Source organism: Streptomyces fractus (assembly GCF_049844455.1).
Lineage (GTDB): Bacteria > Actinomycetota > Actinomycetes > Streptomycetales > Streptomycetaceae > Streptomyces > Streptomyces fractus.
On the sequence record NZ_JBMYHI010000002.1, the window covers coordinates 8,345,541 to 8,360,507 of the forward strand.

The 14,967-nt window shown below is 70.1% G+C and carries 14 protein-coding genes and 1 pseudogene; 6 read left to right on the top strand and 9 right to left on the bottom strand.

All coding sequences use genetic code 11. The annotated features are described in order from the left end of the window. Window positions 1–2: 2 nt before the first annotated feature. A complete protein-coding gene (locus ACP4E5_RS39965; protein ID WP_425838162.1) occupies window positions 3–1,037 on the bottom strand; it encodes an SMP-30/gluconolactonase/LRE family protein in 1,035 nt (344 codons plus the stop codon). Window positions 1,038–1,139: 102 nt separating this feature from the next. Beyond that, window positions 1,140–2,198: an SDR family NAD(P)-dependent oxidoreductase gene (locus ACP4E5_RS39970; protein WP_425838165.1), complete on the bottom strand. Its 1,059-nt coding sequence runs from the start codon at window positions 2,196–2,198 to the stop codon at window positions 1,140–1,142. A gap of 160 nt (window positions 2,199–2,358) precedes the next feature. On the opposite strand from ACP4E5_RS39970, the gene ACP4E5_RS39975 reads away from it, so the two are divergent. Beyond that, window positions 2,359–4,161: a flavin-containing monooxygenase gene (locus tag ACP4E5_RS39975; RefSeq protein WP_425838168.1), complete on the top strand. Its 1,803-nt coding sequence runs from the start codon at window positions 2,359–2,361 to the stop codon at window positions 4,159–4,161. 514 nt (window positions 4,162–4,675) lie between these two features. Here the strand turns inward: ACP4E5_RS39975 and ACP4E5_RS39980 are convergent. From ACP4E5_RS39980 to ACP4E5_RS40005, 6 genes and pseudogenes are all read right to left on the bottom strand, one after another. Next, complete coding sequence (locus ACP4E5_RS39980; RefSeq protein WP_425838171.1) at window positions 4,676–5,023, bottom strand: hypothetical protein; 348 nt, start codon at window positions 5,021–5,023, stop codon at window positions 4,676–4,678. Beyond that, on the bottom strand, window positions 5,020–6,219 hold the full coding sequence (locus ACP4E5_RS39985; RefSeq protein ID WP_425838174.1) for a WXG100 family type VII secretion target: 1,200 nt from the start codon (window positions 6,217–6,219) through the stop codon (window positions 5,020–5,022). The genes ACP4E5_RS39980 and ACP4E5_RS39985 overlap by 4 nt, the downstream gene beginning before the upstream one ends. Before the next feature lie 7 nt (window positions 6,220–6,226). Then, a complete protein-coding gene (locus ACP4E5_RS39990) occupies window positions 6,227–6,550 on the bottom strand; it encodes a WXG100 family type VII secretion target (RefSeq protein WP_425838176.1) in 324 nt (107 codons plus the stop codon). A 196-nt stretch (window positions 6,551–6,746) separates the two neighbouring features. Next, window positions 6,747–7,634, bottom strand: coding sequence for an endonuclease/exonuclease/phosphatase family protein (locus ACP4E5_RS39995; RefSeq protein ID WP_425838179.1), 888 nt, complete (start codon window positions 7,632–7,634; stop codon window positions 6,747–6,749). Window positions 7,635–7,691: 57 nt separating this feature from the next. After that, a pseudogene (locus ACP4E5_RS40000) lies at window positions 7,692–8,551 on the bottom strand (IS5 family transposase). A 22-nt stretch (window positions 8,552–8,573) separates the two neighbouring features. Next, on the bottom strand, window positions 8,574–9,026 hold the full coding sequence (locus ACP4E5_RS40005; protein WP_425838182.1) for an Lrp/AsnC family transcriptional regulator: 453 nt from the start codon (window positions 9,024–9,026) through the stop codon (window positions 8,574–8,576). A 113-nt stretch (window positions 9,027–9,139) separates the two neighbouring features. Here ACP4E5_RS40005 and ACP4E5_RS40010 point away from each other — a divergent pair, with 113 nt between their 5' ends. Then, a complete protein-coding gene (locus ACP4E5_RS40010) occupies window positions 9,140–9,754 on the top strand; it encodes a LysE family translocator (protein ID WP_425838185.1) in 615 nt (204 codons plus the stop codon). Between the two features lie 100 nt (window positions 9,755–9,854). Beyond that, window positions 9,855–10,310, top strand: coding sequence for a GNAT family N-acetyltransferase (locus tag ACP4E5_RS40015; protein ID WP_425842003.1), 456 nt, complete (start codon window positions 9,855–9,857; stop codon window positions 10,308–10,310). Window positions 10,311–10,326: 16 nt separating this feature from the next. On the opposite strand, the gene ACP4E5_RS40020 is transcribed toward ACP4E5_RS40015, so the two are convergent. Then, complete coding sequence (locus tag ACP4E5_RS40020; RefSeq protein WP_425838188.1) at window positions 10,327–11,514, bottom strand: acyl-CoA dehydrogenase family protein; 1,188 nt, start codon at window positions 11,512–11,514, stop codon at window positions 10,327–10,329. A gap of 121 nt (window positions 11,515–11,635) precedes the next feature. Here ACP4E5_RS40020 and ACP4E5_RS40025 point away from each other — a divergent pair, with 121 nt between their 5' ends. The 3 genes from ACP4E5_RS40025 to ACP4E5_RS40035 all read left to right on the top strand — a co-directional run bounded on the left by ACP4E5_RS40025 (window position 11,636) and on the right by ACP4E5_RS40035 (window position 14,945). Further along, on the top strand, window positions 11,636–12,844 hold the full coding sequence (locus tag ACP4E5_RS40025; RefSeq protein WP_425838191.1) for a CaiB/BaiF CoA transferase family protein: 1,209 nt from the start codon (window positions 11,636–11,638) through the stop codon (window positions 12,842–12,844). Window positions 12,845–12,900: 56 nt separating this feature from the next. Continuing rightward, window positions 12,901–13,572, top strand: coding sequence for a GntR family transcriptional regulator (locus ACP4E5_RS40030; RefSeq protein WP_425838194.1), 672 nt, complete (start codon window positions 12,901–12,903; stop codon window positions 13,570–13,572). 122 nt (window positions 13,573–13,694) lie between these two features. After that, the gene (locus tag ACP4E5_RS40035) at window positions 13,695–14,945 is read left to right on the top strand and encodes an IS30 family transposase (RefSeq protein WP_425831872.1); all 1,251 of its coding nucleotides are present in this window, start codon (window positions 13,695–13,697) and stop codon (window positions 14,943–14,945) included. Window positions 14,946–14,967 lie beyond the last annotated feature (22 nt).

Here is a 14,967-nt window from a genome sequence, read left to right on the forward strand (position 1 = left end):
CGTCAGCCGCCGTTCGACTGGCGGATGCCCTTGGCCAGGGCGTCGAACTTGTAGACGTAGCCGCCCTTCGGCCCGCTGACCGTCATGTACGCGGACCGGCCGCCCGGCGTGATCGCGACATTTGTCGCCGACTGGAGGCCCTCGGCCTCCTTCGCGGGGACCTCCACCGTGCCGAGGCGTTCGCCGTACTTGCTGAAGACCGCCATGGCGGGGCGGCCGTGCAGCGCCTGGTAGAGATTGCCCTCGCCGTCCACGGCGATGGAGTCCGTCTGCGCGACACCAGCGTTGACGTGGATGGCCTCGTGCCTCGTGGTCACCGACGTCTTCTTGGCGTCCAGGAGCAGGTACGAGATGGTGTCCTTGGCCAGTTCGCTGATCCACAGGCCCTTTTGCTCGGGGTCGAGCATCACGCCGTTGGGGTGTGCGAGCTTGTCGGCGAGGACGGTGGTCTTCTTGCCGTCGCGGTCGATGCGCACGATGCGGCCCTCGGCCTCGCCCGTCTTCATGCCGTGCAGATCGCTGACGTAGAGATTGCCGTCGTCGTCGAACGCGATGTCGTCGGGGTTCATCGGGGAGCCGTCGACGTCGCCGGAGAAGAACGTGCGCCGGTCCGAGCCGTCCTGCGCGATGCTGATCACGTCGCCCGACTGGTACTCCGTCAGATACACGCGGCCGTCGTGCGGGCTGATCTGCGCGGAGGTGTAGGCGCCGGTCTTGTCGGTGTAGACGCCCTTGTGGTCGCCGGTCTTCACGTCGACGGAGAGCACCTTGGGCTCGCCTGCCGGGGCCGTGACGTCGACGACGTACAGGTCGCCGCCCTTGGTGAGCACCGGGCCCTCCAGCAGTGTCATGCCGGTGGCCTTGTGCGGGGCGGTGACGTGGGAGACCTGGGTGGCGCGGATGGTGTGTCCCTCGCCGGAGACCGGGGCGGCGGCGGGCCGCGCGTCCGAGGTGCCGGCCTTCTCGGTGCCGCAGGCGGTGAGGGAGAGGAGGCCGAGGGCGGTGAGGGCGGCGAGGGTGTGCTTTCTGGTGGGCATGGGGGGTGTGCCTTCCTGTTGTCTCTTACGGTGCTCTGAGTCGTGGTCGACGTCGCGGGGCGCTGCCCGGACCCCGCTGCTCAATCGCCGCAGCGGCTCGATTCAGGCCACCGACCAGCCACCGTCCGACGGCAGGATGACCCCGTTGAGGTTCACCGCGTCCTTGCTGAGCAGGAACGTGATGGACGCGGCCAGCTCCTCGGCCATCGCGAGACCGGGGATCGCCACCCGCATCCGCGCGGTGCGCGCCGAACCGTAGGGCGCGCCGTCCGGGACCTGGATGCCCGTGGCGACGGCGCCCGGCGCCACCGCGTTGACCTGCACGCCCGTGCCCGCGTACTGGTACGCCGAGGACTTCGTCAGGCCGACGAGGGCGTGCTTCGACGTCGTGTACGCGGCGCCGGCCGCCGAGCCGCGCAGCGCCGCCTCGGACACGATGTTCACGATCCGGCCGCCGCCCGCCGCGAGCATGCCCGGCACGACCGCGCGCATCAGGAGCATGGGGCCGTCGACGTTGATGCGCATGACGCGCTCCCAGATCTTGTCGTCGACCTCGTGCACGGCGGCGTCGTTGTCCATCACGCCCGCGACGTTCGCCAGCGCGTCCACGCGTCCGCCCGCGGCGGCGAGCACGGTGTCGGCGGCCGTGGGCTCGGTGATGTCCGCGGTGACGGGCACGAGGGGCTCGCCCAACTCGGCGGCCAGGTCGGCCAGTTTGTCGCCCGACACGTCGACGGCGACCACGCGCCCGCCCTCGCGCACGACACGCGAGGCGACCGCCTTGCCGATGCCGGAGGCCGCGCCGGTGACCACGACGATCTGGCCGGCGAAGCGGCCGGAGGTGAACTGCTCGGTCCACGGCTGGGGGGTGCCGATCTCGATGCCCGGCTCCGGAGCGGTGGCGGCGGGCGAGGCCGGGGGAGCGGTGGGGAGGCCCTCGGGCACCTCACCGGTCTCGGCGGCGGTGACCAGCACCCCCACCAGCTCGGCGGGGAACTTGCCGCCGGACATCTTCACGAGCTGCTCCAGCGGCAGCCCGAGTGCGGGGGCCAGGGCCTCCTCGCTCTGCCCCTGCGAGGCCAGCATGCCGCGCAGGATCTGTCCGGCGGCCGGGTCGGCGAGCCAGTCGCGCAGCGGGGAGGCGGGGGTGAGGTTCGACATCGCGGGCCTTTCGCGTCGGGTCACGTCGGGGTCGGGCCGCACCGGACCCCTACCGGACAGTGTTGTCCGGTTGTTGGGTTACGGTACCCGTGACGGTGCGGAAGTCCCACCGAGGGCACCCCTCCGCGCCGTATGTCCCCCCACGAGAGGAAGCCGCCGCATGACCCTGCCGCAGTGCGACACGCCCCCCACCCCGCAGGAGACCGCGGAGCTGCGTGAGCGCTACCGCGCCGAACGCGAACGCCGCGTCCGCCCCGAAGGCACGGCCCAATACCGGTCCACCACAGCCGAGTTCGGCTACTTCGCCGCCGACCCGTACGCGGGCGAGGTACCCGAGCGCGAGCCGCTGCGCGACGAGGTCGACGTCGCGATCGTCGGCGGCGGCTTCGGCGGAATCCTGGCCGGCGCGCGGATGCGGCAACAGGGCCTGGCGAAGGTGCGGGTGATCGAGCAGGGCGGCGACTTCGGCGGCACCTGGTACTGGAACCGCTACCCCGGCATCCACTGCGACATCGAGTCGCACGTCTACCTGCCGATGCTGGACGAGACCGGCTACGTACCCGAGTGGAAGTACGCGCCGGGCGACGAGATCCGGCGCCACGCGGTACGCATCGCCGAGCGCTTCGACCTGTACGAGGACGCCGTCTTCTCCACCGCCGTCACCTCCCTCACCTGGGACGGCGGCGCCCACCGGTGGGTGGTCACGACGGACAGGGGCGACGTGTTCCACGCCACGTACGTCGTCACCGCCACCGGCACGCTCTCCGAGCCCAAGCTGCCCGGCATCCCCGGCATCGAGGACTTCAAGGGGCACACCTTCCACACCTCGCGCTGGGACTACGGCTACACCGGCGGCGGCCCCGACGGCGGCATGACCGGCCTCGCCGACAAGCGGGTCGGCGTCGTCGGCACGGGAGCCACCGGCGTGCAGGCCATCCCGAAGCTGGCCGAGGACGCCCGGCAGTTGTACGTCTTCCAGCGCACGCCGTCCGCGGTCGACACGCGCGGGCAGCGGCGCATGACTCCGCAGGACGTCGGCGCGGACCGCCCCGGCTGGGCCGCCGAGCGGCGTGAGAACTTCCTGCGGATCGTCTCCGGCGAGGACGCGGCGCGGGACCTGGTCGCGGACCGCTGGACGGAGTCGGCGAGCCTCCTCGAAAAGCTGCTGCCGAGCTTCCGCCGGGACGGCGAGGCGGACTTCGAGGCCGCGTACGAGGCCGCCGACCACGCCACGATGAACCAGATCCGCGACCGCGTCGCCGCCGAGGTCACCGACCCCGCCACCGCCGAGGCCCTCAAGCCCTGGTACCGCTACGCCTGCAAGCGGCCCACGTTCTCCGACCTGTACCTGCCCGCCTTCAACCGCGACAACGTCACGCTCGTCGACACCGCCGACACCCATGGCATCGAGCGCATGACGGAGCGCGGCGTCGTCGTCGGCGGGGTCGAGTACGAGGTCGACTGCTTGATCTTCGCCACCGGGTTCTCCGTCGGCGTCTCCGGCGTCACCTCGGGCAAGCTGCCGGTGACGGGCCGCGACGGGCTTCAACTGCAGGACTCCCTCGCCCGGTTCGGCCCGCGCACGCTGCACGGCTTCACCAGCACCGGCTTCCCCAACTTGATCCAGCTGGGCCCGATGCAGAACGCCTCCAGCGTCAACTTCAGCCACATCCTGGACGAGCAGGCCGTGCACGCCGCGGCGCTGGTGGTGGCCGCCGAGAAGGCCGACGCGGTCCTGGAGCCGACCCCCGAGGTGGTCGACGGCTGGCGCGCGACCTGCGCCGAGGGCGCCCCGGACCACGAGTGGTTCCACGCCGAGTGCACCCCCGGCTACTACAACCGCGAGGGCCGCGGCCGCCCCAACGGCCCGAACTCTTACCCACACGGCGCGGTCGCCTTCCACGAACTGCTGCGCCGGTGGCGTCAGGAGAACGTGTCGGAGGTGCTTCGGGAGAAGGACTGACGGCGCCGGGGCGGGCGGCTACGGCTGGGATCGGCCGGCACCGGGTGGGAGGGGGGCGCCATTCCCGGCCGCGGGCACATCGCGGCGAGCGTGTTGGGATCCCATCCCGACCTCCGTCGCCCCAGGCAGAGCCGAGCGGGCGTGGTCCACGGACCACGCCCGCTCCACGGTGTGTGTGGGGCGACGTAGAGCTGCACTCAGCACGGCCGACACGTAACTGGAGCAAGTCCCGAACAACGCGCATCGACCCTGACGCGCGGGTGGCGAGCCTCGGACTATTCGTGGACGAGTGTCCGACACCAGTTCAGCAAGAACTCCGTGACCTTCGCGCACGTCCAGGACCCAACCGCCCTCCGGAGATGTGTGTCCTCGCCTGGTCACCCGGGCAGCTCATAATTGCGCACCCCTGGTTCAGTTCGGTCGCGCCCCGACAGCCCTGCCGTGCTGCCCTACCAGGTTCGGCCCCCACGCCCACAGGTGCCACGAACGAACGACAGTGCCTGCCACGCGATACTCACACCGGCAGTTGCCCCACAAGGAACTCCACCTGATCGATTTCGCGGTCGACTGCGTCTACCTCGTCAGGGGGTAGCACATCGACGCCCTTGTCCGCAGCGACAGCGAAGATGACTTCGATCCCGAAGGCGGCGGACCGGAAGTTTTCCAACCACTCCTCAGGGGCGTCAGACAGCCCTGCCGCGATCGGGGACATCGCTTCGCTGCCTCGTTCGTCCATGGCGTCTGAGATCGACATCAGATCTGCCGCCAGAGTCTGGAGCTGGATCTCTCCCCGGTCGAAGTCGTTCAGCGCCTTCTCAACCAGGCGCCGCTGGTATGCCCACCACTCCACGTCACCGTTCACTGCTTGATGATCCCTCCTGCGACGGTCACCACGCGGCCAGTTTCAGTGTCCGTGATGATCGTGATTCGTTCGTCAAAGTTGTAGTGGGCCGTAGTCCCGGCGACCTTGCCGGTCACGGATTCTCCGTTGCGCACGGTGTCCTCCACCACGGTGGGCGGGATTCCCCTCGTCTGCATCTGATCGAGGGCATGGCCGGCATAGACACGGCCTTGGATCGTCGTCGGCTCGTTGCGTGCTGTCCGTCCCTCGGACTGGGCGACTTTGACCTCGCGATTTCCCTTGTTCCGCGTCTTGTCACTCGCGTCCGGAGACTTGAAGCTCGTGTCCTCATTCGTGCCGCGTCGTCCTACGGGGTAGCGGGCGGTGGCATCTCGAAGTGCGCCCCCACCCTCACTGAGCAGTACGCCCGAGCTGTCGGCCCCTGATGGAGTTGCCAGCCGGGGGCCCGCCATGTTGAGGGCCGGGATGTCGATCGAGTTGAGGACGGTTCTTATGCCACCCGCGTTCTTGATGGCCGCAGCCGAGCTACCAGCGCCCACCAGGGCTCCGCCCAAGACAGCTCCACCTACGCCGGCCTCACGGGCATGGTCGAGGCTGAGGCCCTCCTGGTCGCCCGCTGCAATGTGCAGGGGCTGAGCGACAGCAAGGTCTACAGCGATGGACTCGATGGCGCCGAAGGCGACGCCGGTCATGGTCGTGCCGATGACACCAGCGATCTCCGCCGACACGGTGACGCCGACGCTCGCCGAGGCCGCGATCACTCCTTCGGCCGCAGCTGAGCCCGCCACGGCTCCCGCGCCGCCGGTGACGATTGCAAGCAGGATGCCCGCGCCCAGTGCGGCAGCGGCGATGCCGATCTCCGTGCGCAGGTGGCTGATCGCCTCGTCGACTGTGTCCGCGTACTGGTCGAGCGCCTTGGCGATCGAACGAGCCGCCTCAGCGAGGTCATCGAGCCAACCGGACTTCGCGCCCTTGTGATAGCGCGCCCAGAACTCACCGAACGCCTCGATGGACGGGCCCTCGTTGCCGTCGATGATGCTGCGGGCCGACTTGTGCGTGGCCGCAGTGACGTCGTCGACGGATTCGGCGAAGGCACGCCAGGCAGAAGCGGCCTCGCGTAGCTGGCCCGAGTCGGCGTCCGGCCACCACATGCCCAGCTTCATCAGGGCGTCTTTGAGTATCTCCTCGACGTCCATCGGCCGGTCAGTGCTCCTTGGCGACGGAGTCGAAGACGTCCTTGGTCGCCAGTTCGTTCTCGTCGTGGTTGTCGGACATCGCCTTCAGCGCGTCGCCGATCGACTCCAGGCCGGTCACGAGTGTCGCGCCGGCCTTGTCGATGCCGTCCTTGGCCGGGCGGTACTTCGCGTGGAACTGACTGCCCTGCTCGTCCCCGCCCCACGGAGCACCGAGGGCGGAGAGGCGGGTTTCGAGGGTGTGCAGGGCGTCGCGCAATTGGTCGCTCTGATGGTGGAAGACTGGTGCAGCGTCTCTGAGTTCGTCCGTGTCCACCCGCATGCGCTCGCTCACGCCACTCGCTCCCCTCAAGCCTGTTCGATCAAGGCTGCGAACGTATCGCACGGGTCGCACAGCGGGACGATCCAACGAGCCAGTCGGCAAGCGGAGAGACACACCTCACTCGCCCACCAGGTCGAATTCGGGTCGAAGTTCCCGAGCGGTCAGCCACGGGCGATCACTCGCAGTGCAATCCCCGCAGCCGGGGCCATCACGGCCCCTGTATCGGCCCCAGGTCAGCTCGGAACTGGTGGTGGTCCGAGTACTCGCTCGGATGTACCGCATGGCTCCGTGCGGCGAAGCCGCGCAGGAAGATGTAGTCGAACTTGCTGTGCCAGTCCGTGGTCGTCCCGCAGTCGGGGGCGGCCGCGGGGTGGCAGCCGGGGTCCGCGTCCTTGGCCAGGGACCACATCGGGCCGAGTTCGGGGGCGTCCGGCACGGCGTTGAAGTCGCCCAGCACGACGGTGCGTTCGTGCCGGGCGACCGCCTTGGTGAGGGCGGTGATCTGCTTCGCGCGGAACGACTCCTGCTGCCGCTGCGCGAGGTGGGTGTTGAAGAGGCGGACGGGGCGGCCGGCCACCGAGGTGGTGACGGCCAGGTAGCCGCGGTCCTCGGAACCGCCGTCCGGATACTCCTTGAGCACGGGGTCGGCCATCGGCGCCGCCGAGAGGATCGCCTGGCCGTAGCCGCCCGGCCGCCACGGAAGTCCCCCGCAGCGGCCCCAGTTGCGCAGCACCGAGCCGTACTCGACGTGGTACCTCAGCCCGTAGAACGTCCTCAGGTAGGCGCGGATCTCCTCCACGTCCCGCACGCACGCCTCCTGGAGGCCGATGACCTGCGGCGCGTACGTCGCGATGTCGGCGGCCCTGCCGAGGTTCTGGGCGCTGCCGCAGGGGTTGCAGATGTTCCACGTCATGACGCGGCCCGGCACGATGTCCTTCGCGGCGCCGACCGGCAGCGGGAGCGGCTCGGAGACGAGGGCGCCGCTGGGCGTGCTCGGGCCGACGAACACCAGACACACCGCGGCCACGGCCACCGCGCACCACTGCCTGCCCCGTCCGAACACCGGCGCCTCCTCGGGGCGATCCTGCCATCGCACCGTCAACGTCTCCAGCGAGATCAGTCAGAACGACACACCTAGGGCTTCTCGTTTGGATCATCGTGCGGACCACAGGAAGATGCCTGCGATGTGGAGTCCGGCTAGGTAGATGGTCGCTGTCTTCTCGTAACGGGTCGCGATTCCTCGCCACTGCTTGAGGCGGTTGATGCACCGCTCGACGGTGTTGCGCTGCTTGTAGACCTCGCGGTCGAACGCGGGTGGCCGTCCGCCGTCGCTGCCGCGGCGCATGCGATGGCGGAGCTGATCCGCGGGGCTCGCAATCACCGCCTGAATACCGCGCCTGCGCAGGTAGTTGCGGATCGCGCGGGAGGAATAGGCCTTGTCGGCCAGGACCACGTCCGGTCTGGTGCGCGGGCGTCCATGGCGGCGGGGCACCCGTAGGCGGGCCATGACCTCGGTGAACGCGGGTGCGTCGCCGGCCTGTCCGGCGGTGAGGACGAAGGCGAGAGGCCGGCAGCGGCCGTCGGAGGCCAGGTGGATCTTTGTGGTCAGTCCGCCGCGGGAGCGGCCGATGGCGTGGTCGGCCGGTTCCCCGGCCGGGGCCCCTTTTTGCGGGCCCCGGCGGCGTGCTGGTGGGCGCGCACGATCGTGGAGTCCACCGAGACCGCCCAGTTGAGGTCCTCGTCGGCATCGGCCCGGGCCATCAGCGCGGTGAAGACCCTCTCCCAGGTGCCGTCGACGGCCCACATCCGCAGCCGGTTGTAGACGCCGCGCCAGTTGCCGTAACGCTCCGGCAGGCACATCCACGGGGTGCCGGTCTGGAACTTGAAAGCGATCGCGTCGATCCCCTCACGATGGTCTCGCCACCGGCCACCCCGCTTCGGTGCCCGGTCGGGGAGTAACGGCTCAATCCGCGCCCACTGCGCATCAGTCAACGGCACACCCGGACCAACGATCAGATGATCTGAACGAAACGGCCTAGTCCGGCAGCGGTCGGTTCGCGACGACGTTCTTCATCACCAGCGTGGAGTTGAGGCGCTGCACCCCCGGAAGGCGCGCGAGCTGCTGGTCGTAGAGCTGCTGAAAGGCGGTCAGGTCGGCGGCGGCCACCCGCAGCAGATAGTCCGGATCGCCGAACAGGCGCTGCGCCTGGAGCACATGGGGCACCGCCGCCACCGCCTCCTCGAACGAGGTGACGGTGTCCCGGTCCTCCCAGCCCAGCGTGACGAAGACCAGCGCCTCGAAGTCCAGGCCGAGGGCGGACGGGTCGACGACCGCGCGGTACCCGCGGATCGCCCCCGAGCGCTCCAGATCGCGCAGCCGGCGGTGGCAGGGAGAGACGCTCAGCTTCACGCGAGCGGCCAGCTCGGTGATGGTGAGGCGGCCGTCCATCTGAAGCTCGGTAAGAATTTTCCGGTCCATGGCGTCCATGGAGAAGATTCTCCCTCACGTGTGCCGATGGTGGGGTAAAGAAGGGAACACTTACGGGCGAATCCGACCTAGCCTTCCTCGCGTACAACTGCACGTGAGAGGGATCGACACACATGGACACGACCACGCTGGCCGCATTTCTGGCCGTGGACCTTCTGCTGGTGTTCACACCGGGCGCGGACTGGGCCTACGCGATCGCGGCCGGACTGCGGGACCGCTCGGTCGTCCCGGCGGTCGCCGGGCTGATCACCGGTTACGTGGGATACACCGTGCTCGCCGTCGCCGGTCTCGCGGTGCTTGTGGCGAGCTCGGCGACCCTGCTCACGGTGCTGACCGTCGCAGGCGCCGGCTACCTGGTGTGGCTCGGCTGCAACGTGCTGCGGCAGCCCGCCGTGCTGACCGCGGGCGAAGAGCCCATCGGCGCCTCCCGCCGCCAGGTCATGCTCAAGGGCATCGGCATCAGCGGCCTCAACCCCAAGGCGCTGCTGCTGTACCTCTCCCTCTTCCCGCAGTTCATCCACCCGGCGACGGGCTGGCCGGTGGCCGTGCAGACCGGCGTGCTCGGCACCCTCCACATGACCGCCTGCGCCGTCGTCTACCTCGGTGTCGGTGTGCTGGCGCGCACCGTTCTGAGGACACGGCCCTCGGCGGCGCGGGCCGTGACACGGGTCTCCGGCGTCATGATGATCGCGATCGGTGTCGTGCTGCTGGCGGAGCAGCTGGCGTAGACGAAATTCCGGGGCGGCCGGCGCGCGTTGGGTTACGGTCTCGCTCGTGACGACGCCTCCCGCTCCTACGCCCAGCACCTTCACCACCGACCGGCTGACCATGCTGCCGCTGCGGGCCGAGCACGCCGACGAGATGGCCGACGTGCTCGCCGACCCGGCCCTGCACACCTTCATCGGCGGCACACCGGACACGGCCCCGGAACTAAGGGCGCGCTACCGGCGGATGCTCGCGGGTTCGCCCGATCCGGACGTCGCCTGGCTGAACTGGGTCGTCCAACTCCGGGACGAGGAACGCCTCGTGGGCACGGTGCAGGCGACCGTCCGGGACGGGGTCGCCGAGATCGCGTGGGTCGTCGGCACCCGGTGGCAGGGCCGCGGCATCGCCACCGAGGCCGCGCGGGCGCTCGCCGCGTGGCTCGGGGAGCGGGGCGCCCGGACCCTCGTCGCGCACATCCACCCCGAGCACCACGCGTCCGCCGCCGTCGCCACCGCCTGCGGGCTCGCGCCCACGGACGAGTGGCAGGACGGCGAAGTGACGTGGCGGCTCACCGGCTGACGGTGCCGAGCGCCGCTCAGCGGAAGGCGGGCAGGCCCGTGAGGGTCTTGCCGATGACCAGCGCGTGGACCTCACTCGTGCCCTCGTAGGTCAGCACCGACTCGAGGTTGTTGGCGTGCCGCATCACCGGGTATTCGAGGGTGATGCCGTTGGCGCCGAGGATGGTGCGGCACTCGCGGGCGATCTGGATGGCCTCGCGCACGTTGTTGAGCTTGCCGACGCTGATCTGCTCCGGCGTGCCGCGGCCCTCGTCCTTGAGCCGGCCGAGACGCAGCGCGAGCAGCATGCCCTTGTCGAGTTCGAGCGCCATGTCGGCGAGCTTCTGCTGCGTCAGCTGGTACGAGGCCAGGGGGCGCTCGAAGACCGTGCGGTCGGCGGCGTAGGAGATGGCCGCCTCCAGGCAGTCGCGGGCGGCGCCGATCGCGCCGAACACGATGCCGAAGCGGGCCTCGTTGAGGCAGCCGAGCGGACCGGAGAGGCCGCGCGCGTTCGGCAGCATGGCGTCGGCGGGCAGGCGCACGTCCTCCAGGACCAGCTCGCTGGTGACGCTGGCGCGCAGGGACAGCTTGCGCTTGATCTCCGGCGCCGAGAAGCCGGGCGTACCCGCCGGGACGAGGAAGCCGCGCACGCCCTCCTCGGTGCGGGCCCAGACGACGGCGATGTCCGCCACCGAACCGTTCGTGATCCACATCTTGGCGCCGTTGAGGACCCAGTCCTTGCCGTCGCGCTTGGCGTTGGTGCGCATCGAACCGGGGTCGGAGCCCGCGTCGGGCTCGGTGAGGCCGAAGCAGCCGATCTTCTCGCCCGCCGCCATCCCCGGCAGCCACTGCTGCTTCTGCTCCTCGGAGCCGTACTTCCAGATCGCGTACATCGCGAGCGAACCCTGCACGGAGACGAGGCTGCGCAGACCCGAGTCCACCGCCTCCAGCTCCATGCACGCGAGGCCGTACGAGACGGCGCTGGTGCCCGCGCAGCCGTAGCCCTCCAGGTGCATGCCGAGGACGCCGAGGCCGCCCAGTTCACGGGCGAGCTCGCGGGCCGGGATGGCGCCGGCCTCGAACCACTCGGCCACCTTCGGGCGCAGCTCGCGCTCGCCCATGGTGCGCACGGTGTCGCGGATGGCGCGCTCCTCGTCGCTCAACATGCCGTCGATGTCGACAAGGTCGAAGGGGTGGAGGGGAGTTGAGGACGAGGGCGAGGGCATCGCGGGCTCCTTGGCTGCGGTGGATGGTCGGCGCTAGGGTTACGGATATCGGATTTTGGATCCAACTTTCTTCTCGTCTCGGATCGTAGCCGCACGCCCACCGCTTGCCAAGGAGAGTCGTATGCGGGCCACCACCAACCCGGCCGCCCCCGGCGCCCTGTCCGGGCTCGTCGTCGCCGACTTCGGCCGGGTCCTCGCCGCCCCGTACCTGACGATGCTCCTCGCCGACCTCGGCGCGGAGGTCATCAAGGTCGAGCGCCCCGGAGTCGGCGACGAGACCCGCTCCTGGGGCCCGCCGTTCGCGGACGGCGAGGCCACCTACTTCCTCGGGGTCAACCGCAACAAGCGCTCCGTCGCCCTCGACCTGACCGAGGCGCCCGGCCGCGAGGCAGCCCGCGCCATCGCCGCGCGCGCCGACGTCCTCGTCGAGAACTTCCGGCCCGGCACCATGGACCGGCTCGGCCTCGGCTACGAGGAGTTGAGCGCCCTCAACCCCGGCCTCGTCTACTGCTCGGTCACCGGATTCGGCACCGCGGAGGGGGCCGCGCTGCCCGGCTACGACCTGCTGGTGCAGGCCATGGGCGGGCTGATGAGCGTCACGGGGGAGCCGGGCGGCCAGGGCACCAAGGCGGGCGTCGCGCTCGTCGACGTCATCACGGGGATGCACGCGGGGCTCGGCGTGATGGCGGCGCTGCGGCACCGCGAGCGCACCGGCGAGGGGCAGAAGGTCGAGGTCTCCCTGCTCACCTCGCTGCTCTCGGCACTCACCAACCAGGCCTCCGCGCATGTGGCCGCGGGCGTGGTGCCCCGCGCGATGGGCAACAAGCACCCGAGCATCGCGCCCTACGAGGTGCTCGACGCCAAGGACCGTCCGCTGGCGCTCGCCGTCGGAAACGACCGGCAATTCGGCGCGCTGTGCGCGGAGTTGGGGGTGTCCGCTCTTGCCGCCGACCCGCGCTTCGCGAGCAACACCGCGCGCGTGGCCCACCGCGAGGAACTCCTGGCCGAACTCACCGAGCGGCTGCGCGAGCGCGGGGCCGACGAGTGGTTCGAGACGCTGACCGCCGTCGGCGTCCCCTGCGGCCCGATCAACGACCTCGGGGAGGCCTTCGCCTTCGCGGAACGCCTCGGCCTCGACCCCCGCGTACAGATCGACGACCCGGACCGTGAGACCCCCGCGGCGCAGGTCGCCAACCCGATCCGGCTGAGCGCCGCCCCCGCCGCGTACGTCACGGCGCCGCCGCGCCTCGGGGAGCACACCGAGCAGATCCTCGCCGAGCTGGGACTTTCCGCCGTCGACGCGGCGGCCGATGTCGGTGGGGCTCCGTAGGATGGGCCCGTTCACCACGTGCTGCCGACGCCCGGCAGAGAGGAAGAGGAGCCGCCATGACGACGCCCGCACCGAGGCGGCGGCCCCCAACGGCGCAGCAGTTCGTCCTTGAGGAACTGCGCCGGGCCATCACCAGCGGGGAGATCAGGCCGGGCATGCCGATCCGGCAGGACGCCCTCGCCGAACGGCTCGGGGTGAGCCGGGTGCCGTTGCGTGAGGCGCTCAAGACACTGGAGGGCCAGTCCCTCGTCGTGCACCACGCGCACCGCGGCTACTTCGTGGCCGAGCTGTCCCTGGCAGAGCTGCGCGAGGTGTACCGCATCCGGGAGATCCTGGAGGCCGAGGCCGTACGCGAGGCGATGCGCGGCGGCGGCGCCGTCCTCGACACCCTGGAGGAGGCCCAGGAAGAGGTGGAGGCGCAGGCAGCCGCGGCGGACGTCGCGGCGATGGCGGCCGCCAACCGCAGATTCCACTTCGTCCTCTTCGAGGCGTCCGGCATGCACCGCCTGGTGCGCCTCATCGCGACCCTGTGGGACGCCACCGACGCCTACCGCTCCCTCTACTACGCGGACTCGATCAGCCGCGAGCACGTCCTCGTCGAACACCGTGCCGTGCTCGACGCACTGCGCGAGGGACGCACGGAGGACGCGGTGCGGCTGCTCGACGGACACCGGGAGCACGCGGTGGCCGCGCTGGAGGGACTGCTGGGCGACGGGGCGGGCGCGTAGATCGGTGGAGCCGCCGGACCCGGTCGCGTTGACCTGACCGGTTCGGCTGGACCGAACGACGAGGGCCCGGGCGGCACGCTTGAGTTCTAGTGGTCGTCGCAACATCCCACTTCAGGGGTGCGATGGACTTCAAGATCCGGAAGGACCGGAAACCGCAAGGCCCGAGGAAGTTGGCTCGGGAGCGGGAGCAATACCTTCTGCTTGTGGATCAAGGAATTCCCTACGAGGACGCCTGCCGGATCGTCGGCATCAACTCGAAGACCGGCAGGCGATGGCGTAACGGCCGCAGCGCCGACCGCCACCACAAAGCGGCACCACCCATCAGTGGGGTGGTGCCGCCTCACCTCGTTCCCCTAGCCGAGGGGCCGGCCGGTCCCTCGCGCTACCTGCGCGAGGCAGACCGCATCCACATAGCCGACCGGCTGCGCGAGAAGGCGGCCGTCCGGACGATCGCGGCCGAGCTGGGCCGCAGCCCGTCAACCATCAGCCGGGAGATCCGCCGAAACCGGACCGTCCTGGCCGACGGCCGCTGGTACTACCGGCCGCACGCTGCCCAGCGCCGGGCGGATAAGCGCCGGTCAAGGCCCAAGGCCACCAGGATCGCGATGAACCCCGAGCTGCGGGACTTCATCCAGGAACACCTGGCCCTGCGCTGGAGCCCGGAGCAGATCTGCCACGCTCTGCGCAGACGGTTCCCCGACCGGCCGGAGATGCACGTGGTCCACGAAACGGTCTACCAAGCCCTCTACGTCCAAGGCCGCGGCGAACTCCGCCGCGAGCTGACCCGCGCACTGCGGACCGGACGCGCCGTCCGTAAGCCCCATCGCCACTCCGCCCGCCGCAGACAGCGATTCCCGCACCCCATGGTGATGATCAGCGAACGGCCCGCCGAAGTGACCGACCGAGCCGTCCCTGGCCACTGGGAGGGTGATCTCATCGTCGGCAGCAACTCCCGCTCCGCCATCGCCACGCTCGTCGAACGCAGCACCCGCTACCTCATGCTCGTCCACCTGCCGAACGGCTACGCGGCATCGGCCGTCCGCCAGGCGCTGGCCGATACCGTCCAAACTCTGCCGCCCCACCTGAAGCGATCCCTGACCTGGGACCAAGGCACCGAGATGGCCGCCCACCACGCCTTCAGCCTCGCCACCGACATCCCGGTCTACTTCTGTGATCCGGGCAGCCCCTGGCAACGCGGATCGAACGAAAACACCAACGGCCTGCTGCGGCAGTACTTCCCCAAAGGAACCGACCTGTCCCGGCACAGCCGGGACGACCTCGCCGCCGTGGCCGCCGAACTCAACAGCCGACCACGCAAAACGCTCGACTGGGAAACCCCAGCCGAGCGCCTGCATAACCTACTCACAACCTGATCAACACGACCGAGTGTTGCAA

Bases quoted from the DNA above. Each gene is read 5' to 3' on its own strand.
- ACP4E5_RS39965 (WP_425838162.1), bottom strand. From the start codon at position 1,037: ATGCCCACCAGAAAGCACACCCTCGCCGCCCTCACCGCCCTCGGCCTC.
- ACP4E5_RS39970 (WP_425838165.1), bottom strand. From the start codon at position 2,198: ATGTCGAACCTCACCCCCGCCTCCCCGCTGCGCGACTGGCTCGCCGAC.
- ACP4E5_RS39975 (WP_425838168.1), top strand. From the start codon at position 2,359: ATGACCCTGCCGCAGTGCGACACGCCCCCCACCCCGCAGGAGACCGCG.
- ACP4E5_RS39985 (WP_425838174.1), bottom strand. From the start codon at position 6,219: ATGGACGTCGAGGAGATACTCAAAGACGCCCTGATGAAGCTGGGCATG.
- ACP4E5_RS40005 (WP_425838182.1), bottom strand. From the start codon at position 9,026: ATGGACGCCATGGACCGGAAAATTCTTACCGAGCTTCAGATGGACGGC.
- ACP4E5_RS40010 (WP_425838185.1), top strand. From the start codon at position 9,140: ATGGACACGACCACGCTGGCCGCATTTCTGGCCGTGGACCTTCTGCTG.
- ACP4E5_RS40015 (WP_425842003.1), top strand. From the start codon at position 9,855: ATGCTGCCGCTGCGGGCCGAGCACGCCGACGAGATGGCCGACGTGCTC.
- ACP4E5_RS40020 (WP_425838188.1), bottom strand. From the start codon at position 11,514: ATGCCCTCGCCCTCGTCCTCAACTCCCCTCCACCCCTTCGACCTTGTC.
- ACP4E5_RS40025 (WP_425838191.1), top strand. From the start codon at position 11,636: ATGCGGGCCACCACCAACCCGGCCGCCCCCGGCGCCCTGTCCGGGCTC.
- ACP4E5_RS40030 (WP_425838194.1), top strand. From the start codon at position 12,901: ATGACGACGCCCGCACCGAGGCGGCGGCCCCCAACGGCGCAGCAGTTC.
- ACP4E5_RS40035 (WP_425831872.1), top strand. From the start codon at position 13,695: ATGGACTTCAAGATCCGGAAGGACCGGAAACCGCAAGGCCCGAGGAAG.